Annotated in this window: 18 protein-coding genes; 9 read left to right on the top strand and 9 right to left on the bottom strand. The window is 67.0% G+C overall.

The genetic code is table 11. From position 1 onward, the window contains the following. Positions 1 to 11: 11 nt before the first annotated feature. Positions 12 to 839: a type I methionyl aminopeptidase gene (gene map / locus ABD727_RS06620; RefSeq protein ID WP_344706600.1), complete on the bottom strand. Its 828-nt coding sequence runs from the start codon at positions 837 to 839 to the stop codon at positions 12 to 14. Positions 840 to 874: 35 nt separating this feature from the next. Beyond that, complete coding sequence (locus ABD727_RS06625) at positions 875 to 1,951, bottom strand: DUF5694 domain-containing protein (protein ID WP_344706601.1); 1,077 nt, start codon at positions 1,949 to 1,951, stop codon at positions 875 to 877. A gap of 144 nt (positions 1,952 to 2,095) precedes the next feature. Between ABD727_RS06625 and ABD727_RS06630 the strand changes: the two genes are divergently transcribed. Then, positions 2,096 to 2,854: a competence/damage-inducible protein A gene (locus ABD727_RS06630; protein ID WP_344706602.1), complete on the top strand. Its 759-nt coding sequence runs from the start codon at positions 2,096 to 2,098 to the stop codon at positions 2,852 to 2,854. Then, positions 2,854 to 3,594 carry a hypothetical protein gene (locus ABD727_RS06635; protein WP_344706603.1) on the top strand — a complete coding sequence of 247 codons (741 nt, stop codon included), beginning with the start codon at positions 2,854 to 2,856 and terminating at the stop codon, positions 3,592 to 3,594. The genes ABD727_RS06630 and ABD727_RS06635 overlap by 1 nt, the downstream gene beginning before the upstream one ends. On the opposite strand, the gene ABD727_RS06640 is transcribed toward ABD727_RS06635, so the two are convergent. After that, positions 3,565 to 3,741 carry a hypothetical protein gene (locus ABD727_RS06640; RefSeq protein ID WP_344706604.1) on the bottom strand — a complete coding sequence of 59 codons (177 nt, stop codon included), beginning with the start codon at positions 3,739 to 3,741 and terminating at the stop codon, positions 3,565 to 3,567. The genes ABD727_RS06635 and ABD727_RS06640 overlap by 30 nt on opposite strands. 116 nt (positions 3,742 to 3,857) lie before the next feature. After that, positions 3,858 to 4,223 (bottom strand): DUF4440 domain-containing protein, encoded by a 366-nt coding sequence (locus tag ABD727_RS06645; protein WP_344706605.1) that lies wholly within the window; start codon positions 4,221 to 4,223, stop codon positions 3,858 to 3,860. Positions 4,224 to 4,335: 112 nt separating this feature from the next. On the opposite strand from ABD727_RS06645, the gene ABD727_RS06650 reads away from it, so the two are divergent. The 6 genes from ABD727_RS06650 (at position 4,336) to ABD727_RS06675 (ending at position 11,247) form a co-directional block, all read left to right on the top strand. After that, positions 4,336 to 4,776: a MarR family winged helix-turn-helix transcriptional regulator gene (locus ABD727_RS06650; protein WP_344706606.1), complete on the top strand. Its 441-nt coding sequence runs from the start codon at positions 4,336 to 4,338 to the stop codon at positions 4,774 to 4,776. Next, complete coding sequence (locus ABD727_RS06655; protein ID WP_344706607.1) at positions 4,773 to 5,816, top strand: HlyD family secretion protein; 1,044 nt, start codon at positions 4,773 to 4,775, stop codon at positions 5,814 to 5,816. Before ABD727_RS06650 ends, ABD727_RS06655 begins: the two co-directional genes overlap by 4 nt. 84 nt (positions 5,817 to 5,900) lie before the next feature. Then, positions 5,901 to 7,442, top strand: a complete 1,542-nt coding sequence (locus ABD727_RS06660) for a DHA2 family efflux MFS transporter permease subunit (protein ID WP_344706608.1) — start codon at positions 5,901 to 5,903, stop codon at positions 7,440 to 7,442. Positions 7,443 to 7,457: 15 nt separating this feature from the next. Continuing rightward, positions 7,458 to 8,444: an aldo/keto reductase gene (locus ABD727_RS06665; RefSeq protein WP_344706609.1), complete on the top strand. Its 987-nt coding sequence runs from the start codon at positions 7,458 to 7,460 to the stop codon at positions 8,442 to 8,444. A 108-nt stretch (positions 8,445 to 8,552) separates the two neighbouring features. Next, positions 8,553 to 9,308 carry an alpha/beta fold hydrolase gene (locus ABD727_RS06670; RefSeq protein ID WP_344706610.1) on the top strand — a complete coding sequence of 252 codons (756 nt, stop codon included), beginning with the start codon at positions 8,553 to 8,555 and terminating at the stop codon, positions 9,306 to 9,308. A gap of 121 nt (positions 9,309 to 9,429) precedes the next feature. Continuing rightward, a complete protein-coding gene (locus ABD727_RS06675) occupies positions 9,430 to 11,247 on the top strand; it encodes a M2 family metallopeptidase (protein ID WP_344706611.1) in 1,818 nt (605 codons plus the stop codon). A 62-nt stretch (positions 11,248 to 11,309) separates the two neighbouring features. On the opposite strand, the gene ABD727_RS06680 is transcribed toward ABD727_RS06675, so the two are convergent. The 3 genes from ABD727_RS06680 to ABD727_RS06690 form a co-directional block, all read right to left on the bottom strand. Next, positions 11,310 to 12,374: an SDR family oxidoreductase gene (locus tag ABD727_RS06680; RefSeq protein ID WP_344706612.1), complete on the bottom strand. Its 1,065-nt coding sequence runs from the start codon at positions 12,372 to 12,374 to the stop codon at positions 11,310 to 11,312. A 73-nt stretch (positions 12,375 to 12,447) separates the two neighbouring features. Then, positions 12,448 to 13,020, bottom strand: coding sequence for a hypothetical protein (locus ABD727_RS06685; RefSeq protein WP_344706613.1), 573 nt, complete (start codon positions 13,018 to 13,020; stop codon positions 12,448 to 12,450). Positions 13,021 to 13,188: 168 nt separating this feature from the next. Further along, positions 13,189 to 13,671, bottom strand: a complete 483-nt coding sequence (locus ABD727_RS06690; RefSeq protein ID WP_344706614.1) for a peroxiredoxin — start codon at positions 13,669 to 13,671, stop codon at positions 13,189 to 13,191. Positions 13,672 to 13,775: 104 nt separating this feature from the next. Here ABD727_RS06690 and ABD727_RS06695 point away from each other — a divergent pair, with 104 nt between their 5' ends. Then, positions 13,776 to 14,348 (top strand): YqgE/AlgH family protein, encoded by a 573-nt coding sequence (locus tag ABD727_RS06695; protein WP_344706615.1) that lies wholly within the window; start codon positions 13,776 to 13,778, stop codon positions 14,346 to 14,348. 105 nt (positions 14,349 to 14,453) lie between these two features. Here ABD727_RS06695 and ABD727_RS06700 read toward each other — a convergent pair whose 3' ends face one another. Further along, positions 14,454 to 17,495: a TonB-dependent receptor domain-containing protein gene (locus ABD727_RS06700; RefSeq protein ID WP_344706616.1), complete on the bottom strand. Its 3,042-nt coding sequence runs from the start codon at positions 17,493 to 17,495 to the stop codon at positions 14,454 to 14,456. Between the two features lie 256 nt (positions 17,496 to 17,751). Continuing rightward, complete coding sequence (gene ahcY, locus ABD727_RS06705; protein ID WP_344706617.1) at positions 17,752 to 19,167, bottom strand: adenosylhomocysteinase; 1,416 nt, start codon at positions 19,165 to 19,167, stop codon at positions 17,752 to 17,754. Positions 19,168 to 19,426: the final 259 nt, after the last annotated feature.

Below are 19,426 nucleotides of genomic sequence, written 5' to 3' on the forward strand. Positions count from 1 at the left end.
CGGGGAGCGACTTAGTAAGGCGGCTTGTCGAGGCCCCTGGGGCTGGTCGTGAAGATTTCGCAGCCGTCCTCGGTGATGCCGATCGAATGTTCGAACTGCGCCGAGAGCGAGCGGTCGCGGGTGACCGCGGTCCAGCCGTCGTCGAGCATCTTGCAGTCGGCGCGGCCGATGTTGATCATCGGCTCGACGGTGAAGAACATGCCGGGCCTGAGCTCGGGGCCGGTCCCGCGGCGTCCGGCGTGGACGACCTCGGGACTGTCGTGGAACAGCCGGCCGAGGCCGTGGCCGCAGAAGTCGCGGACCACCGAATAGCGGTTCTTCTCGGCGTGCTGCTGGATCGCGGCGCTGATGTCGCCGAGATGATTGCCGGGCCTTGCCTGCTCGAGCCCGAGCATCAGGCATTCGTAGGTGATGTCGACCAGCCGCCGAGCCTTCACCCCAACGTCGCCGACGAGATACATCCGGCTCGAATCGCCGTGCCAGCCATCGAGGATCGGGGTGACGTCGATGTTGACGATGTCGCCTTCCTTCAGCCCCTTGTCGGCGGGGATGCCGTGGCAGACGACATGGTTGATCGAGGTGCAGCAGCTGTGGGTGTAGCCCCGGTAGCCGAGGGTCGCCGGAACCGCCCCGGCCTCGCGCATCCGGCGGAAGACGAAGTCGTCGATCTCGGCGGTGGTGACGCCCGGCGCGACCATCGGCACAAGCGCGTCGAGGATCTCGGCCGCGAGCCGGCCCGCGGCGCGCATCCCGGCGAAGCCGTCGGGGCCGTGCAGCTTGATCACGCCGCTGCGCGCTTCGCTGCGGTCCTCGGCGGCGACGGTCACATATTGGGTCATGCCGCCGATCTAGTCGCGCGCACCCCGATTCACAATCAGCGCAGATAGGGATCGGGGCCGACGACCTCGACGTCGGACATCTGCCGCATCCACGCATCGTACCACGGCTTGTGCGAGGCGCCGACGATGTTGAGGACGCGGGCGCCGGGTTGCTCGGCCATGGCGACGCGGATGTTGGCCGCCATTCGAAGATTGCGGACGTCCCACCAGGCCGCATACATGCGTCCGTAGGGGTAGGCCTTCCGGTCCGCCGCCGCGCCGCCGAAGTCGGCCCGGACCTGGCGGCTCAGCCGTGCGGGGTCGTTGAGATAGCGGTAGAAAGCGAGCAGGCTCCTTCCGTCGACCACGCTTCGCGACTGCGCCTCATAATCCTTGAACAAGGGATCGTCGCGAAAGCCCGCGAAACGCGCGCCCATCGCGGCTTCATAGGCCTTGCCGGCATGACCGAGCGCGGCGTCGCTGCTGTGATCGTCGACCATGGCAATGCGCTCGAGCCCGAGCCGGGCGGCGAGCTGCGCCGCGACATTGTAGCTCTCGTTGAGCTTGCGCCCCTCGCGGCCCAGCGCCCTGACCATCTCGGCATCGAGGCCGTCGGCGGCGATCCGCTCGGCCGGTGGGAGGCGGAGCCACTGCACCCAGGCCGAGGCGCGCTCGTTGGCGGCAAGGAGAAGCAGGGCCAGCCTGCGGCGATCGGCGGGGGTCGGCTTCGCGCCGGGCGCTGCGAAGCGGTCGAAGGTCGCCTCGCTTTGCGCTTCGGCTTCCTGCTGGGTCAGGCCAACCGCCTTCTGGGCGGCCGAAGGGTCGGCGCAGTAGCTCTCCCAGGCGTCCTTGTGCCGGGGCGAGCGCCGCATCATGTCGCATTGCTCGCCCGAGACGTTCTCGACGGTGATGATGGTCGGCCGGAACCGCGCGAGGTTGGCGATCAGCGGCTCGAGCTGCTCGGCCTTGATCGAGGGCAGTTCGGAAAGATGGGCGCTGCCGACGTTGAGAACCGCGGTCCGGGTCCCGGCAACCGGCGGATTGAACCCGAGCGGGGGCTGGTGCGACGGCGCTGCGGCCGCCGGAGCGGCAATGAGCAGAACGCAGATGGCAGCGGTCGTATGCAGGCGCATGTCTCTTCCCGAAGTCGTTGGTGACCTAGTCCGCTAATACAGCTCGTCCGGCTGCACAACAGGGCAAATGCCAAGGCACCGCCGCGCTCGACCTCGTCCGAGGGTAAGCTTGCGATAGGTTGGGGAGGAGCCTAGCTCCGGGCCATGCCGAACGCGCGAACATGGACCGCCGCCCTCCTCGTCATCGGGGACGAGATCCTGTCCGGCCGGACTCAGGACAAGAATGTCGCGCAGATCGCGACCTGGCTCAACGTGCAGGGCATCCGCCTTGCCGAGGTCCGGGTGGTCCCCGACGTCGAGGAGAAGATCGTCGCGGCGGTCAACGCGCTCCGGGCCGAGAACGACTATCTGTTCACCACCGGCGGGATCGGGCCGACCCATGACGACATCACGGTTGACGCGATCGCGGCGGCGCTCGGGGTCGGAGTGGTGGTCCACCCGCAGGCGCGGGCGACGCTCGAGCGCTATTACGAGAGCCGCGGCGGGCTGACCGACGCCCGGCTTCGGATGGCGCGGGTGCCTGACGGGGCGGAGCTCATCGTCAACAAGGTGTCGGGTGCGCCCGGCATCCGCCACGGCAACATCTTCATCCTTGCCGGTGTGCCGCACATCACCGCGGGAATGCTCGACGCGCTGACCGGGACGCTCGAGGGCGGGCGGCCGGTGGTCAGCGTGACGATCGGCGGGATGGTTCCCGAAAGCGAGGTCGCCGATCTCCTTCGCGAGACCGAGCGCGCGCACGAGGGCATCGCGATCGGCTCCTATCCCTTCTTCCGCGAAGGCCGGGTCGGCGCCAATTTCGTCGTTCGCTCGGAGGAGATGGCGCAGGCCCAGGCAGTCGCCGACCTCTTGCAGGCGAGCATCGAAAGCGCCGGTTACGTGGTGGTGCCTGGAGGGATCTGATGTTTCTCGCGCTTGCGTTGGTGTTGGCTCAGCCGCAGACGATGGATGCGGGCGCGGTCGAACGCGGAAGCGCGATGGGGCTGACGACTCTGCTGTCCGAGACCGAACGGTTGCAGGTGGTCGGCGGAGCGATGCGGCAGCAATTCCTTCCCGGGAAGGTCTATCAGGTCAGCTGGTGGACGAAGCCGCGGCTGAGCGGGGCCTTTTGCGAGCGGCAATTGTTCGGCCGCCAGCTCAATGGGGGGAATGAGGAGAAGCCGCGGAGCTACGCGGTGGAGGATCAGCCCAATCGGGTTCAGTTCGCGCTCGCCGGCGAGGGCGAATGCACCGATACGGCCGGGTGGGCGAGCCCGCTTCCCGGTCAGATCGCGGTGAGCCTGTCGGCGATGCAGGCTTTCGCCGAAGTGCGACGGCTGGCGGCGGGAGGCGACAAATTGCCCTTCGCCATCGCCTGCCAGGACGAGGTAGCGAAGCCCTCGATCTGCGATCGGCCGCGCGAAACGCTGGCGATGCTGGCGCCGGGGCGGATGGGAACGCCGAGGATCGAGCCGCAGGCCTATCGGCAGGATGCGCCCAACATCAGGACCGCGCTCCCGCCGCAGGCTGGCGAGCCGGTGGTGGCGGTCATCCCCTTCTCGCCCGGGATGGGTGACGCGCGAACGACCTTCGTCAGCCTCAGGATGGAGGCGGGGCGGGTGGTCGCGGTCGAGCTACGCCGCAGCACCGTCATTTATCACTGAGGCGTACCAGTCGGCGTAGGGGGTGTTCTTCGCCAGATGCCGGTTCCAGTCGGGCGCGCCGTCGGTCCACCATGGCGGCCCGCGTTCGCCGAGCGCGCGCTTGGCGGCGTCGACCCGGGCGCGGTCGCGCTTGCGGCGAGCGTCCATCAGTTCGCGGACCAGCGGCTCGCGCTCTTCCGTGGAGAGCGCGGGATTGCTGAGCCGCCACAGGCGCCCGCGGACGACGAAGTAGCGTCCGTCGGGCGTGTGGGGGTAGTCGGTCGTCAGGCGTCCACCATCGCCTTGGGCGGGACCACCTGGCTGTGGCTGACGACGGTCCAGTCCTCGTGCCCGCGGCGCATCATGGTCGAGCTCGCATAGCAGCGGTAGGTTTCGTCGCCGCGCTTGGCCTCGACCTGGTAGCCGATCACGATCAGCCCTTCCTCGGGTCGGTTGACCTTCTGGTCGGAGAAGCGGACCTCGTCCCAGCGCGGGGTATTCTTGACCGCTTCCTTGGCCTGGTCGCGTGAGAAGATGAAGGGTTCGGCGGGGAGCGCCATTACCACATTCTCGTCGACCAGCGTCTCGTAGACCTCGTCGCCGCCGTGCCAGAGCTTCTCTTCCATTGCCCAGATCCGCTCGTCTTCCATCGTATCTTCTCCTGTGTCTCGTCCGGCCAACGGGCAAGGCGCAGGAGGGTTCAACAGGGGAACGAAAGACCGCATCGTTGATTTAATAAGCAACCTTACTATATGCGCGGACATGGAACAGCTGGCCTGGGATATTGGCGAGACATCGCTCGCGATTCGTCGTGCGTTCGACCGCAAGGCGGCGATGCTCGGGATCACGCGTGCGCAATGGCGCGTGCTCGCCCATCTCGACCATCAGCCGGGGCGCAAGCAGGTCGAGCTTGCCGACCGGATGGACGTCGAGCCGATCACGCTGTGCCGGATCGTCGACAAGCTCGAGGAAGCGGGGCTCGTGGAGCGCCGCCGCGATCCCGACGACCGGCGGGCCTGGCGCCTCTATCTTTGTGAATCGGCCGCGCCGCTGCTGACCAAGCTGCACGCGCTTGCCGACGAATTCTCCGCCGACGTGTTCGGCAACCTCGATCCCGCCGCAGTTCAGCAGGGCAAGGACCTGCTCGCAGCGATCCGTCACAACCTTTCGGGCCTCGCGCCCCGGACCAAGGCCTCCGCATGAACCAGGAAACCAAGCTCACCGGCACCCCCCTCGTCGAGGAGGAGACGCCCGCCAAGGCGCCCGGGAAAAGTCGCCGGCTGCTGATCATGCTGATCGTGCCGCTGCTGCTGCTCGTCGGCGGCGGCTGGATGTGGTGGTCGGGGCAGGGGACGGTCGAGACCGACAATGCCCAGGTCAAGCAGGACATCACCTCGGTCGGCGCGCAGATCAACGGGCCGATCGTCGAAGTGCTGGTCAAGGAAGGCCAGCAGGTAAAGGCCGGGCAATTGCTGTTCCGGATCGATCCCGAGCCCTATCGCGTGGCGCTGCTCTCGGCCGAGGCGCAGCTGGCGCAGGCCCAGCTTGCCGAGCGGCAGGTGGTGACCCAGGCGCAGGGCACCGGCTCGGACATCTCGGGCGCGCAGGCGCAGCTGACCATCGACCAGCGCGCGTTGTCGCGCCAGGCCGAGCTGCTCCAGCGCGGCTTCACCACCAAGGTCCGCTATGACGAGGCCTTGGCCGACGTCGAGCGCGACCGGACCGCGCTGGCCGACGCCCGCGCCCGTGCAGCCAATGCGCAGGCCGCGATCGCGCCGAGCGGCGAGCAGCCGGGCGAGGCGGCGGCGCGGGCCGCGATCGCCAAGGCCCGGCTCGACCTCTCGCGCACCGAAGTGCGTGCACCGACCTCGGGCGTAGTCGCCAACACCGACCGCCTGCTTGCGGGCCAGCAGGCGGTTCCGGGGATCGGGCTCCTGTCGCTGGTCGGCTCGGCTGACAGCTGGATCGAGGCCAACTTCAAGGAGAAGGACCTTGCGCGCATGGCCCCCGGGCAGCGTGCCCGGGTCGAGATCGACGCCTATCCGGGGCTCGAGATCGAGGGCCGCGTCGCCAGCATCGGTGCCGGCACCGGGAGCGAGTTCGCCATCCTCCCGGCGCAGAATGCCAATGGCAACTGGGTCAAGGTGACCCAGCGCGTTCCGGTCCGGATCAAGTTCGACCGCAGGCCCGGACGGCCAATGATTGCCGGGCTCAGCGCCACCGTGACCGTGGATGTGGAATAAGGCGGGCGGCCGCGGGTCCGCACGGACGAGGATGACATCCGTCCCCGCCGGCTTCCGCGCCGCCTAGTCGAAGGACAGCAAAGCGTGGACCAGACCAAGGCGGCGACTCCGCTCGACCCCACCCAGCACCTTCTCGTCACCATCGCGGTGATGCTGGCGGTGCTGATGCAGGTGCTCGACACCACCATCGCCAACGTCGCGCTGCCGCACATGCGGGCGAGCCTGGGGGCGACCCAGGAGAGCATCAACTGGGTGCTGACGAGCTACATCGTCGCAAGCGCCATCGCCATCCCGATCGCCGGCTGGCTGGCCGAGCGGATCGGTCGGCGCAAGCTGATGCTGATCGCGGTGGTCGGCTTCACCGCCGCGAGCATGCTCTGCGCGATCGCCACCTCGCTCCCCGAGATGGTGCTGTTCCGGATTCTCCAGGGCGTGAGCGGGGCATTCCTCGTGCCGCTTGCGCAGGCGACCATGTTCGACATCAACCCGCCCGCCAAGCATGCCCAGGCGATGGCGCTGTTCGGCGGCGGGATCATGATCGGCCCGATCATGGGGCCGGTGCTCGGCGGCTGGCTGACCGACAGCTTCGACTGGCGCTGGGTGTTCATCGTCAACCTGCCGGTCGGCGTGCTGTGCGCGGCGATGCTGTGGCGGACGATGCCCGAAAGCGAGACCAACCGGCGACCCTTCGACCTTCTCGGCTTCGCGCTGATCGCGGTCGCGCTCGGCGCGCTGCAGATGTTCCTCGACCGCGGCGAGAACCAGGACTGGTTCCAGAGCTGGGAGATCATCATCGAGGCGGGACTGGCGATCGCCTTCTTCTGGATGTTCGTCGTCCACACGATGACAGCCCGGGCCCCGATCTTCGAGAAGGGCATGTTCGCCGACCGCAACTTCGCCACCGGGCTGCTGTTCATGGCGGTGACGGGCGTGCTTCTGCTGGCCGGTCTCGCGCTGTTGCCGCCATTGCTCCAGCAGCTTTACGGCTATTCGGTGCTCCAGTCGGGCATGCTGACCGCGCCGCGCGGGATCGGGACGCTCATCTCGATGCTGGTCGCCGGGCGACTGGTCGGCAAGATCGACGGGCGGCTGCTGGTCGTCGCGGGGCTCGGCCTGATGGCGATGAGCCTGTGGATGATGACCGGCTTCGCGCTCGATCAGCCGTCGGGCCCAGTAATCTGGTCGGGCGTGGTCCAGGGCCTCGGCATCGGCCTCATCTTCGTCGTCATGCAGAGCCTCGCCTTCGCGACGCTGATGCCCGCGATGCGGACCAGCGCGGCCTCGCTGCTCAACCTGTCGCGCAACATCGGCGGATCGATCGGGATCGCGATCGTCGGCTCGCAACTGGTCCGGATGACCCAGACCGCGCATGCCGACATCGCCAGCAACGTTACCGCGAGCACCATCCCGACGATGGACCCCAACCTGCTCGCCCGGATCGGACAGCAGGGTGACATCGCGCTGGCGGTGATCAACGCGGAAGTCACTCGGCAGGCCTTGTTCATCGCCTATCTCGACGATTTCTGGCTGATGATGTGGGTCACTCTGGCCGCGATCCCGTTGGTGCTGCTGATGCGCAAGGCATCGTCGGGTGGCCCGCCGATGCAGCATGCCATGGCCGATTGAGGAGCAAGCAGGATAATGAAGCAGCGCACATTGGGAGCAGGCGGCCCCACGGTCTCCGCCATCGGCCTCGGCTGCATGGGAATGAGCGAATTCTACGGGACGGGCGACGATAATGAGAGCATCGCCACCATCCACCATGCGCTCGAGCAGGGCGTGAATTTCCTCGACACCGCCGACATGTACGGACCGTTCAAGAATGAGGAGCTGGTCGGCCGCGCGATCGCCGATCGCCGTGACCAGGTGTTCCTCGCGACCAAGTTCGCCAATGTCCGCGGCGAGAATGGCGAGTTCCTCGGCGTGCGCGGCGATCCCGACTATGTTCGTTCGGCGTGCGAGGCGAGTCTCAAGCGGCTCGGGGTCGAGACGATCGACCTCTACTATCAGCACCGTGTCGATCCCAACGTGCCGATCGAGGATACCGTCGGCGCGATGGCCCGGCTGAAGGAGGAAGGGAAGATCCGCTTCCTCGGCCTCAGCGAAGCGGCGCCGGCGACCATCCGGCGCGCGCATGCGACCCACAAGATCACCGCGCTCCAGACCGAATACAGCCTGTGGAGCCGCGATGCGGAGGACGAGGTGCTGCCCACCGTGCGCGAGCTCGGGATCGGCTATGTCGCTTATTCGCCGCTCGGCCGCGGCTTCCTGACGGGCGAGATCAAGCGGCCCGAGGACTTTCCCGACGACGATTTCCGCCGCTTCCACCCGCGCTTCACCGGCGAGAACTTCGAGCGCAACATAGCGATGGTCCACGAGCTCGAGCGGCTCGCTGCCGACAAGGGCGTCAGCGCGGCGCAGCTGGCGCTCGCCTGGGTGCTGGCACGGGGTGAGGACATCGTGCCCATTCCCGGGACCAAGCGGCGCAAGTGGCTCGACCAGAATATCGCAGCGACCGACATCGCGCTGAGCGAAGAAGAACTGGCGAAGCTGGACGAGATCCTTCCGCCGGGCGCGGCGGCGGGCGACCGCTACCATGCGCAGGGCATGGCGACGGTGAACCGGTAGGGCTGGCTACCGCTGTTCTCCTGCGCCAGCAGGGGCCCACTGTCTTCTGGTTGAAGAACAGAGGGCCCCGGCTTTCGCCGGGGAGCAGTGCAGCCTAACAGGCGCGGCATGACCATCAGCACGCATCACTGGATCGCCTCCGACGGCGTCGACCTTGTCTGGCACGAGACCGGGGAGGGGCGGCCGGTGGTGTTGGTGCACGGGCTGTTCTCCGACGCGCAGATGAACTGGATCAAGTTCGGCCATGCCGGGCAACTGGCGGCGGCGGGGTTCCGGGTGATCATGCCCGACCTTCGCGCGCACGGGGCGAGCGGCAAGCCGCACGATCCGGCCCGCTACCCGGCGGGGATCCTCGGCCGCGACCTCGTCGAGCTGGTCGCGAAGCTTGGATTGGACGACTACGACCTCGGCGGCTTCTCGCTGGGGTCGCGGACCAGCGTTCATGGCGTCGCGCAGGGGCTGATTCCGCGGCGGCTGATCCTTGCCGGCATGGGGCTCGAGGGCCTGCTCGGCTGGGAGAAGCGCCACGAGTTCTTCCTCGAGGCCTTCGACAAGTTCGAGAGCGCCAGCCGTGGCGACCGCCACTGGTTCGCGGTGCAGTTCATGAAGAGCCAGAAGGTCGACCGGGTCGCGACGCGGCTGCTGCTCGAGAGCAATTCGACCGTGACCGAGGCGATGCTCGAGCAGATCGTCATGCCGACGCTGGTGCTGTGCGGCGACGATGACCGGGACAATGGATCGGCAACGGCGCTGGCCGAAAAGCTGCCCAACGCGACCTATGCCGAGGTACCGGGAACGCACACCACCTCGGTCACGAAGAAGGCGCTCGGCGCGGCGATGGTCGCCTTCTTGACGGAGGGCTGAAGCGGGCGCACGAACGCCGCCAGTTCCTCAGCTTGAAGGCGTCAACAGTATGAAATTGGCCGCTTCCGTTTCGATCCTCGCACTTGCTCTCGCCGGTTGTGCCGCGACCTCCTCCACGGACATGGCCGCATCGGCGTCCGATTCCGCCACGGCGGTCACCGCTGACACGATGGCGGCCGCTGCGGATCCTGCCGCTTCCGCTCGCACGCCCGAGGGTGCCCGCGCCTTCATCGCTTCGGTCGAGAAGGACCTGTTCGACCTCTCGACGATCAGCTCGCGCGCGCAGTGGGTGAACGCGACCTACATCACCGACGACACCGATGCGCTCGCCGCTTACTTCGGCACCATCGGGACCGAGAAGGGCGTCGCCTACGCCAAGGAAGCGGCCGAATTCTCCAAGGTTCAGGGCCTCGATCCCGAAACCGCGCGCAAGCTCAACATCCTGCGCGGGGCGCTGGTTCTGGCGGCGCCCTCGACCGGTGGCGCGGCGGCCGAGCTCAACACGATCGCGACCCGGCTCCAGTCGACCTACGGCAAGGGCCGCGCGCAGCTCGACGGCAAGACCATCACCGGTGACGTCGCCGAGGAAGCGATGGGCGAGCTTCGCGATCCGCGGAAGACCGCCGAGGTATGGACCAGCTGGCACAACAATGTCGGTCGGCCGATGCGCGCCGACTACACCCGCATGGTCGAGATCGCCAATCAGGGCGCCAAGGAGCTCGGCTATGCCGACAGCGGCGCGATGTGGCGCTCGGGCTACGACATGACGCCCGAGGAATTCTCGGCGATGTACGACCGGCTGTGGAGCGAGGTGAAGCCGCTCTACGACCAGCTCCACTGCTACACCCGGACCAAGCTCAACCAGAAATATGGCAATGCGGTGCAGCCGGCCAACGGCCCGATCCGCGCCGACCTGCTCGGCAACATGTGGGCGCAGGAGTGGGGCAACATCTACGACGTGGTCGCGCCCAAGGGTGCCGGCGACGTCGGCTATGACGTGACCGAACTGCTCAAGGCCAAGAAGAAGACCCCGACCGACATGGTCCGGATTGGCGAGGGCTTCTACACCTCGCTCGGCCTCGCGCCGCTGCCCGAGAGCTTCTGGACCCGCTCGCAGATCGTCCGTCCGGAAGGCCGCGAAGTGGTCTGCCACGCCTCGGCCTGGGATCTCGACAACAAGGACGACCTGCGCATCAAGATGTGCACCAAGGTCAATGGCGACGACTTCGTCACCATCCACCACGAGCTCGGCCACAACTATTACCAGCGCGCCTACAAAGCCCAGCCCTACCTCTACCTCAACGGCGCCAACGACGGCTTCCACGAGGCGATCGGCGACTTTGTCGCGCTGTCGGTGACACCCGAATATCTGGTTCAGATCGGTCTTCTCGACCGCAACAAGGTGCCCGACGCGAGCAAGGATACCGGTCTCCTGCTCCGCCAGGCGATGGACAAGGTGGCGTTCCTGCCGTTCGGCCTGATGGTCGACAAGTGGCGCTGGGGCGTGTTCGACGGCTCGATCGGACCGCAGCAGTATAATGCCGGCTGGAACCAGCTGCGGCTGCAGTACCAAGGGATCACTCCGCCGACCCAGCGCAGCGAGGCCGACTTCGACCCGGGTGCCAAGTACCACATCCCGGCGAGCACGCCTTATGCCCGCTACTTCCTGGCGCGGATCCTCCAGTTCCAGTTCTACAAGTCGGCCTGCGACATGGCCGGCTGGAAGGGTCCGCTCCACCGCTGCTCCTTCTACGGCAACAAGCAGGTCGGTCAGCGGCTGAACGCGATGCTGGAGATGGGCGCGAGCAAGCCGTGGCCCGACGCGCTTCAGGCCTTCACCGGCAGCCGCGAGATGAGCGGCAAGCCGATGCTGGAGTATTTCGCCCCGCTGCAGCGCTGGCTGGAAGACCAGAACAAGGGCCGCAGCTGCGGCTGGTGAGGTGACGCGTCGGGAACCTCTCCATTCCGTGTCCCGGAACGGGGAGGTTCCCGACGGTCAGCTCAGCTCATCCCGGCGGCCCTGATCCGGCGGCGGGCTTCGGCGGTGCCGACGTCCTCGACCGGGCGGCGGGTCCACAGGAAGGCGCTTGCGGCGGCGACTCCGCCGACGATGGCGGCGGTCGCGACCGGGTGCATCTGCGCTTCGAGGAACATTGAGGTGCGCCGCTTGAACGGCTCCTGATTGCCCTCGACCCGCCCGTCGTTGCGCGCTTCGAACAGATTGTCGCTGGTGCCCGGCGCGGGCGGCACGGTGGTGGTCTGGCTGGCCTCGCCGCCGACCAGCTCCATGCCCTTGTCGGCGATCCGGGGCATCAGCGGGGCGAGGGCCGATATGCCGAGCCCGCCGCCGCCGACGATCAGCGTTCGGCGCTTGTGGGTTGCGGCGAAGCAGATGGCCTTGGCGACCAGTTCGGCATCGTAGAGCGGCTGCGGGAGACGGGCGGGGTTGTCGAGCTTGTTGCGGGCATGCTCGGGATACATGGTGTCGATCGCGGCGGGCTTGATCAGGGTGACGCTGACCGGCGCGCCTTCCTGCTCGAGCTCCATCCGCAGCGTGTCGGTGAACTGCATCACCGCCGCCTTCATCGCGCAATAAGGACCCTGGAGGGGAATGGCGCGGTTGGAAAGGACCGAGCCGATGTTGATCAGCGCGCCGCCGTTCGCGCGGAGGTGTCGGGCCGCGACCAGGCTCGCCTCGACGAGGCCGAAATATCCGACGTCGAACACCCGCCGGTGCTCTTCGATGCTGACCTGCTCGAGCCTTGCGTACATCGCCGCGGCGGCGTCGTTCACCCAGCTGTCGACCCGGCCGAAGCTTTCCAGCGCATGGGCAAGCAGCTTCTCGGCGGCGCCCTCGTCGGCGATGTCGAGGTCGACCGCGGTCGCCTGTCCGCCCTTGTTGCGGATCGCGACCACCACCTCGTCGAGCGCCTCGTTGTTGCGGGCGGCGAGCACGACCTTGGCCCCGGCCGCGGCGGCGCGGCGAGCGGTGGCGAGGCCGATCCCGCTCGAGGCGCCGACGATGACCATCACCTGATCGGACAAGGGCTTCAGCGACACGGTCATCGATAGGGTCTCCGGGCAAAGAAAAGGGTGCCGAACCAGAGTCCGGCACCCCCATTCAATTCACCGCGAAGGCTTAAGCTCCGTAGGAGATGGCGCCTACCTTGGTTTCGGTGGTGGCCGTCTCGTCGAGACCCTTGTTGCCCTTGGGCGAGCTGGTCTGGCTGCCGCTGTCGCTCGACGTCGCGCCCTTGCCGCCGGTCGGGGTCGTGGCGGCGCTGTTGCCGCCCGTCGAGCCGGTGGTCGAAGCGGCGGTGCTGCTGCCCGACTTGGCCAGGCTCGAGGCCTGGAGGGCCGACGGGCTGCTGCCGCTTGAGCCGGCACCGATGCCGGCGCTGCTGCTCGGCGACGCGCTTCCGGTCTCGAGCGCGCCGTCGGTGGAGGTCGAGCCCTGCGGCTTGAAGGCGCTGGCGCCCGACTTGTGATCGCCTTCTGACTTGCTGCCCCAGTCCATCAGCGGCTTGTCGCTCTTGCCGCGGGTGAGGAAGAAAGCGGCAGCGCCGGCGGCCACGGTGGCGAGCGCGGCGGTGGCGTACGGCCGATCCTTGACGGTATCGATCACCCGGTCGCGACGGCGTTCGCGATTGGTGGTGGTTGTGTTTCCGCTGTGGGTGCGGTTCGCGGTCTTGTGGTCGTCGTTCCTTGCCATGCCCTGTCCTCCGGTACGCGTGGGGGTTCGTGGGCTGGCAACGTGTGGCGGCTGGGGATGTTGCGGACGAAGCGACGGACAGACGCGCTTCCTCGATCCGGCGAAGGCCGGAGCCTCGGGCAGGGCGATGCCTGTTCCCGGGCTCCGGCCCTCGTGGAGGGCTCTTGCTTAGAGCTGCTCGAGCAGGGTCTCGGCGCTCGACGCCTTATATTCGCCGGGAGCCTCGACGTTGAGCTGCTCGACGACGCCGTCGTTGACGATCATCGAATAGCGCTGCGAGCGGACCTGGCCCATGCCGAACTTCGAGCCGTCCATGGTCAGGCCGAGCGCCTCGGCGAGCTGGCCGTTGCCGTCGGCGATCATGGTGATGTCCTCGCTGCCCTGTTCCTTGTTCCAGGCGGCCATGACGAAGGCGTCGTTGACGCTGGTGCAGGCGATCTCGGCGACGCCCTTGGAGCGCAGTTCCTCGGCCTTCTCGACATAGGAGGGCAGGTGCTTGGCCGAGCAGGTCGGGGTGTAGGCACCCGGAACCGCGAACAGCGCGACCTTGCGACCGTTGAAATAGTCGGCGGTGGTGGTGGGCTTGGGACCCTCGCTGGTGGCGATGGTGAGCGGCATTTCGGGAAGGCGGTCGCCGACCTGGATGGTCATGGGGGAGGACTCCTGTGCAAGGGGGTGGTGCAGGGGCGCTCTACCTACCGTTCGTTACGGCAACAAGGCTTGTGCCGGTGCCGGGGCGTGGCACTATGGGGGTGATGGACCAACCGCCGTTCCTGTCCGGCAAGCTGCTGCTCGCAATGCCCGGCATGGCCGACCCGCGCTTCGAGCGCTCTGTGACCGCGCTCTGCATCCACGACGAGAATGGCGCGGTGGGAATCGGGATCAGCCACAAGCGTGCCGGGATCCGGCTCCGCGGCCTCCTCAAGCAGCTCGAGATCGATCCGGGGGTCGCGCCCGATGCGGCGGTCCACCATGGCGGCCCGGTCGAGCCTGGCCGCGGCTTCGTGCTCCACTCGGACGACTGGGGCGGGGAGGACACGCTGTCGGTCGTCGGCACCGCGGGCAAGTTGTGGTCGATGACCGGCACGGTCGACGTGCTCCGCGCCATCGCCGAGGGTCGCGGCCCGAGCCGCTGGCTGATCTCACTCGGCTATGCCGGCTGGGGGGCAGGGCAGCTCGAGGAAGAGATGACCCGCCACGGCTGGTTCGCCTGCGACGGAAGCGAAGCGCTGTTGTTCGACACCCCGAGCGACGAGCGCTGGTCGGCCGCCTTCAAGACCCAGGGGATCGATCCCCGCCTGCTCGCCAGCGAGACCGGCGCGGCCTGAATCCCGGGCGCGCAGCCGCCGCCCGCCGCCCTTAATTTCGTAGCGCAAAAGGAAAGGGCCCCGGTTTCCCGAGGCCCTCCCAGAGTTTGCTGAGCTTCGCGCCGGTTAGAGCTTGAAGTTCACGTTGGCGAAGAAGGTCCGTCCAACAAGATCGTAGCCCGAGTAGAGCGGCGCGTTGCCGATCGTGCTGAAGCCGATGGCGGAGATCCGCGGCGGAGCCTTGTCGAACAGGTTCCGGACGCCGAGCGTGAACTCGTAGCGGTCGGACACGTCGAACTGCACCGAGGCGTTGTGGAGGAAATAGTCCTTCGTCTCGAGGTAGTAGTTGTCCTTGTAGAGCTGGACCAGTTCCGGATCGGTGATGCCGGTCAGGTTGTCGAACGCGAAGAACTTGTAGGTGTTCTCGCGATCGCCGCCGATCCAGTCGAGCCCGTAGCGGAAGGTGAGCTTGCGGGTCGAATAGCTGGCGTCGAAGTTGCCAACCCAGTCCGGCGAGGTGACGATGCCGTTGGAGTCCGACAGGAACTCTTCCGGGAACAGCCGGCTCGACTGCTCGGTGTACTTGGTCACGTTCGCGTTGAAGATGAACGTGCCCGGCCCGATCGCCTTGGTCGAGAAGCGGCCGTTGAACTCGTAGCCCTTCACGATGCTCTCGGACAGGTTCACGAAGCTGCTGGTCACCGTTAGCGCGTTGTTCGAGTCACGCTGGACGAAGCGGCAGAAGCCCGCGGTCGGATCGAAGTTCTCGGCCGAGTAGCAGCGGTTGAGGATGGTATCACCCGACAGATCGCTGACGCCGTTCTCGACCTTGATGTTGAAATAGTCGAGCGCGAGGCTGAGCTGACCGATCGAGGCGGGGATCGGGGGACGCCCGACGACACCGATCGACCAGTTCTTCGAGGTCTCGGCTTCGAGGCCCGCTTGAGCGCCACCGACCCGGAAGACGGTGATGCCGCTGCGCTGCTCGAAGTCCGCCGGAAGGCCGATCGCGGCGCAGTTGGCCGCAATCCGCTGTTCCGTCGGCGACTGCTCCGAAGGATCGGCCAGGGCCGAGCACGGATCGCTGTCGCTGCCGAGGAAGCCGCTGGTGGCACCGAGGAACTGCTCCGCGAGCGCCGGGGCACGGTAGGACGTGCCGTAGCTGCCGCGGAAGCCGAGGCCACGCACCGGCTCCCACTCGCCGGCGATCTTGTAGGTCGTGTCGCCGCCGTACGACTTGTAGTCGGTGTAGCGGACCGAGCCGTTGACGTTCAGGCGATACAGGAACGGCTTGTCGCGAACGATCGGGACGTAGAGCTCGCCGAAGATCTCGCGGACGCTGTCCTTGCCGACCGTCGGGGTGCCAGCGGTGAGGCCGAACAGGTTGCCGTCGATCGAGTTCTGGTCAGGCTGGTCGTTGATCGACTGCTTGCGATACTCGGCACCGAGCGCCAGCTGCACTTCGCCGCCCGGAAGCGAGAAGAGCGGACCGTCGACCCCGAACGAAGCGGTGGTCTCGCGGAAGCTGGTGTTCCCGATGGTGTTGTCGGTGATGTAGTCGCGGAAGTCCTGCGGAAGCTGGCCGCCGATGACCGCTGCGCTGAGCGCCGGAGCGGCGACGCAGTTGCGGTTCGACGCCTGACTGGCGCAGCTGAAGCTTCCGTCGGCGTTCTGAACGACGTTGGTCGAGTTCGCGATCCGGTCGGTGAGGAAGGATTCGATCTCGTACTGGCCGTCGTTCCACGACTTGCCGAAGTAAAGGTCGTAGCGCCAGTCGTTGAAGAAGAAGTCGCCGCGGATGCCGCCCGAGGCGCGGACATAGTCCACCTTCTGGCGGCTGTCGGTCAGGCCGTAGCCGATGAAGGCACGGGCCGCGACGGTACGGCCGCTCGAGGTCTCGGTCGGATTGGCGAGGATGCCATTCCGGATGTTGGCGGGAAGCAGCGGGCTGCCCGTCAGATAGTCGAGCGCGAGCTGGCGATAGAGCGGCGACGAGGACTTGCGGCGGGTCGCGAGGACTTCGCCGTAGAGCTCGCTGTTGCCGAGGTAGCCGAAGTCATAGGTGGTCGCGAGATAACCGGTCATGATCTCGGTGCCGGTGATCAGCGGCTCGAACTCCTGGCGGGGATCGAAGGTGTCGCGATCGAAGGTTCCGACGCCGAGGAAGCCCGGGAACGGACCGGTGGTCTGGCCGGGGGCGGGGACGAAGCGGTTGAACCGGCCCGGAAGGCCGCTGGTGCGACCGATGCCGTCACGGGTCGGGATGCCGAGCGTGTTGATGGTCACGCCGCCATTGTCGAGCGTGAAGCACTTCGGCTCGCCGGTGGCCGGATCGATGAAGTCGCCCGAGCCGAATTCCGAACCCTCGCCGTCGAGGAAGCCGCCGATCGGGCAGCGGAGGAACTTGGACTGGTTGCGGGCAATGGCGGCACGCTTGCGATACTCGACCGAGCCGATGACGCTGAGGCGCGGAGCCTGGATGCCGAAGGTGGCAGCGATGCGCTTGTCGACGCCATCACCGAGCTCGGGCACGTTGACCTGGGCATCGATCGAGAGGCCGGTCAGCTTGCGGTCGGTGATGATGTTGACGACGCCCGCGATGGCGTCCGAGCCGTAGATCGACGAGGCGCCGGCCTTGAGGACCTCGACGCGCTCGATGATCGCGGTCGGGAGGACGTTGAGATCGGCCGAAAGGACCGAGCCACGCGTTCCGCCCGGCGCAAGGCGACGGCCGTTGAGCAGGATCAGGGTACGCGCCGGCCCGAGGCCGCGCAGGCCGAGGGTGTTGGCGCCGGTGCCGCCGTCGGTGACGAAGCCGCCGTAGGCATTGTTGATCTGCGAGGCACCCTGGGTGACGGCGGCGCTCTGCAGCGCGTCGGTCGCGCTGTTGAAGCCCGACTGGGTGATTTCCTCGGCGGTGATGACAGTCAGCGGCTCGGTGGTGCTGAACTCGTCGCGGCGGATGCGCGAACCGGTGACGACGACGGTCTCGCCCGACTGGGCGCTGGTGTCGGCATTGCTGAGCGTCGAGGCCGGGTCGCAGACGCCGTCCTGGTTCTGGTCGGGGCAGTCCGGGTTCTGGGTCTGGACCGGGACATTCGCCGGCTGGGTAGCCGTGGTGTCGGCCCGCGTTTCCGCGTCCTGGGCCGCTGCAGGAGTGGCGACCATGGCGCCGAGAACAATCGCGAGGGACGAGGTAGTAAGCGTCAACCGAGCATTCCGCATTCGAAACAATCCTAATCGCTTCAATCAGATGCGCTCCCCTAGTCGCCGGTCAGTGTCGGGCAAATCACTTAGTTAACTTTCGCTCGGCCCGGACTCCGCCCTGTCACACGACTGCAACAGCAAATGATACGCTACACAGAGAAAGAGCCCCGCTCCGTGGGGAGCGAGGCTCTTTCTTTTTCAAAGGCGGGAACCTTTCTCAGTAACGATAGTGCTCCGGCTTGAACGGGCCCTTCGGAGTGACGCCGATATAGGAGGCCTGCTTGTCGCTGAGGGTGGTGAGCTTGACCCCGAGCTTGTCGAGGTGGAGCGCGGCGACCTTCTCGTCGAGGTGCTTGGGCAGGACGTAGACGTCGTTGCCGTACTTCTCCGACGCGGTCCAAAGCTCGATCTGGGCCAGCGTCTGGTTGGTGAAGCTCGCCGACATGACGAAGCTCGGGTGGCCGGTGGCGTTGCCGAGGTTCACGAGGCGACCCTTCGAGAGCACGATCAGCTTCTTGCCATCGGGGAACTGGACCTCGTCGACCTGCGGCTTGATCTCGGTCCACTTCATGTTGTTGAGCGCGCCGATCTGGATCTCGCTGTCGAAGTGGCCGATGTTGCAGACGATCGCCATGTTCTTCATCGCCCGCATGTGATCGAGCGTGATGACGTCCATGTTGCCGGTGGCGGTGACGAAGATGTCGGCGCGGGGCGCCGCTTCCTCCATGGTCACGACCTCATAGCCTTCCATCGCGGCCTGAAGCGCGCAGATCGGGTCGACCTCGGTGACGATGACCCGCGCGCCGCCGTTGCGGAGCGAGGCCGCCGAGCCCTTGCCGACGTCGCCGAAGCCGGCGACGCAGGCGACCTTGCCGGCGAGCATCACGTCGGTGCCGCGGCGGATCGCATCGACCAGCGACTCCTTGCAGCCGTAGAGGTTGTCGAACTTCGACTTGGTCACGCTGTCGTTGACGTTGATGGCCGGGAAGGGGAGCTTGCCCTGCTTGGCGAGCTCGTACAGCCGGTGGACGCCGGTGGTGGTCTCTTCGCTGACGCCCTTGATCGCGGCGACGGTCTTGGTGAGGTAGCCCGGACGCTCCTTGAGGAAGCGGGTAAGCGTCGCGGCGAAGATTTCCTCTTCCTCGTTCGACGGGGTGAAGAGGGTCTCGCCCGCCTCGACTCGCGCGCCCCACAGCGCGAACATGGTGGCGTCGCCGCCGTCGTCGAGGATCATGTTGCAGGTGGTGTCGTCACCGTCCTTCGACCAGTCGAAGATGCGGACGACATAGTCCCAATATTCCTCGAGCGTCTCGCCCTTGACCGCGAACACCGGGACGCCGGTGGCGGCGATGGCGGCGGCGGCATGGTCCTGGGTCGAGAAGATGTTGCAGCTCGCCCAGCGGACGGTGGCGCCGAGCGCGGTCAGCGTCTCGATCAGCACCGCGGTCTGGATGGTCATGTGGAGCGAGCCGGTGATCCGCGCGCCCTTCAAGGGCTGGGCGGCGCCATATTCCGAGCGGAGCGCCATCAGGCCGGGCATCTCGGTCTCGGCGATCTCGATCTCCTTGCGGCCGAAGTCGGCGAGGCCGAGGTCCTTGACGAGATAGTCGCGGGTGAGGGTCTGGGTGGCCACGGCCTGTTGTCTCCGATCGTCTGTGAACAAGGTGATTGCCGGCTCGCGCGCGAAATGCGCGCCACGGGCGGTCGCCGCGGCCCCTAGCCGACCCCCCGTTCCAAGGAAACCCCCGCGCGGGTAGCCGGAGGAGCAGTTGAGGGCGGATCGAGGCCCTCCGGCGCGTTGCCGTTAACCGGACCGTTAAGCCACAGCGCTCTCGCGGACACTCATGTAAATTGTGTCATCAATGTCACAAACCTAAGTCTTTTGTTGCCAC

The sequence above is a fragment of the Sphingomonas swuensis genome (assembly GCF_039538045.1).
GTDB lineage: Bacteria > Pseudomonadota > Alphaproteobacteria > Sphingomonadales > Sphingomonadaceae > Sphingomicrobium > Sphingomicrobium swuense.

What these genes read in the sequence shown, in the direction of transcription:
- ABD727_RS06675 (WP_344706611.1), top strand. Translation starts at nt 9,430, where the DNA reads ATGGCCGCATCGGCGTCCGATTCCGCCACGGCGGTCACCGCTGACACG.
- ABD727_RS06685 (WP_344706613.1), bottom strand. Translation starts at nt 13,020, where the DNA reads ATGGCAAGGAACGACGACCACAAGACCGCGAACCGCACCCACAGCGGA.
- ABD727_RS06700 (WP_344706616.1), bottom strand. Translation starts at nt 17,495, where the DNA reads ATGGTCGCCACTCCTGCAGCGGCCCAGGACGCGGAAACGCGGGCCGAC.
- ABD727_RS06670 (WP_344706610.1), top strand. Translation starts at nt 8,553, where the DNA reads ATGACCATCAGCACGCATCACTGGATCGCCTCCGACGGCGTCGACCTT.
- ABD727_RS06680 (WP_344706612.1), bottom strand. Translation starts at nt 12,374, where the DNA reads ATGACCGTGTCGCTGAAGCCCTTGTCCGATCAGGTGATGGTCATCGTC.
- map (WP_344706600.1), bottom strand. Translation starts at nt 839, where the DNA reads ATGACCCAATATGTGACCGTCGCCGCCGAGGACCGCAGCGAAGCGCGC.
- ABD727_RS06655 (WP_344706607.1), top strand. Translation starts at nt 4,773, where the DNA reads ATGAACCAGGAAACCAAGCTCACCGGCACCCCCCTCGTCGAGGAGGAG.
- ABD727_RS06630 (WP_344706602.1), top strand. Translation starts at nt 2,096, where the DNA reads ATGCCGAACGCGCGAACATGGACCGCCGCCCTCCTCGTCATCGGGGAC.
- ABD727_RS06650 (WP_344706606.1), top strand. Translation starts at nt 4,336, where the DNA reads ATGGAACAGCTGGCCTGGGATATTGGCGAGACATCGCTCGCGATTCGT.
- ABD727_RS06690 (WP_344706614.1), bottom strand. Translation starts at nt 13,671, where the DNA reads ATGACCATCCAGGTCGGCGACCGCCTTCCCGAAATGCCGCTCACCATC.
- ABD727_RS06625 (WP_344706601.1), bottom strand. Translation starts at nt 1,951, where the DNA reads ATGCGCCTGCATACGACCGCTGCCATCTGCGTTCTGCTCATTGCCGCT.
- ABD727_RS06665 (WP_344706609.1), top strand. Translation starts at nt 7,458, where the DNA reads ATGAAGCAGCGCACATTGGGAGCAGGCGGCCCCACGGTCTCCGCCATC.
- ABD727_RS06645 (WP_344706605.1), bottom strand. Translation starts at nt 4,223, where the DNA reads ATGGAAGACGAGCGGATCTGGGCAATGGAAGAGAAGCTCTGGCACGGC.
- ABD727_RS06640 (WP_344706604.1), bottom strand. Translation starts at nt 3,741, where the DNA reads ATGGACGCTCGCCGCAAGCGCGACCGCGCCCGGGTCGACGCCGCCAAG.
- ABD727_RS06635 (WP_344706603.1), top strand. Translation starts at nt 2,854, where the DNA reads ATGTTTCTCGCGCTTGCGTTGGTGTTGGCTCAGCCGCAGACGATGGAT.
- ABD727_RS06695 (WP_344706615.1), top strand. Translation starts at nt 13,776, where the DNA reads ATGGACCAACCGCCGTTCCTGTCCGGCAAGCTGCTGCTCGCAATGCCC.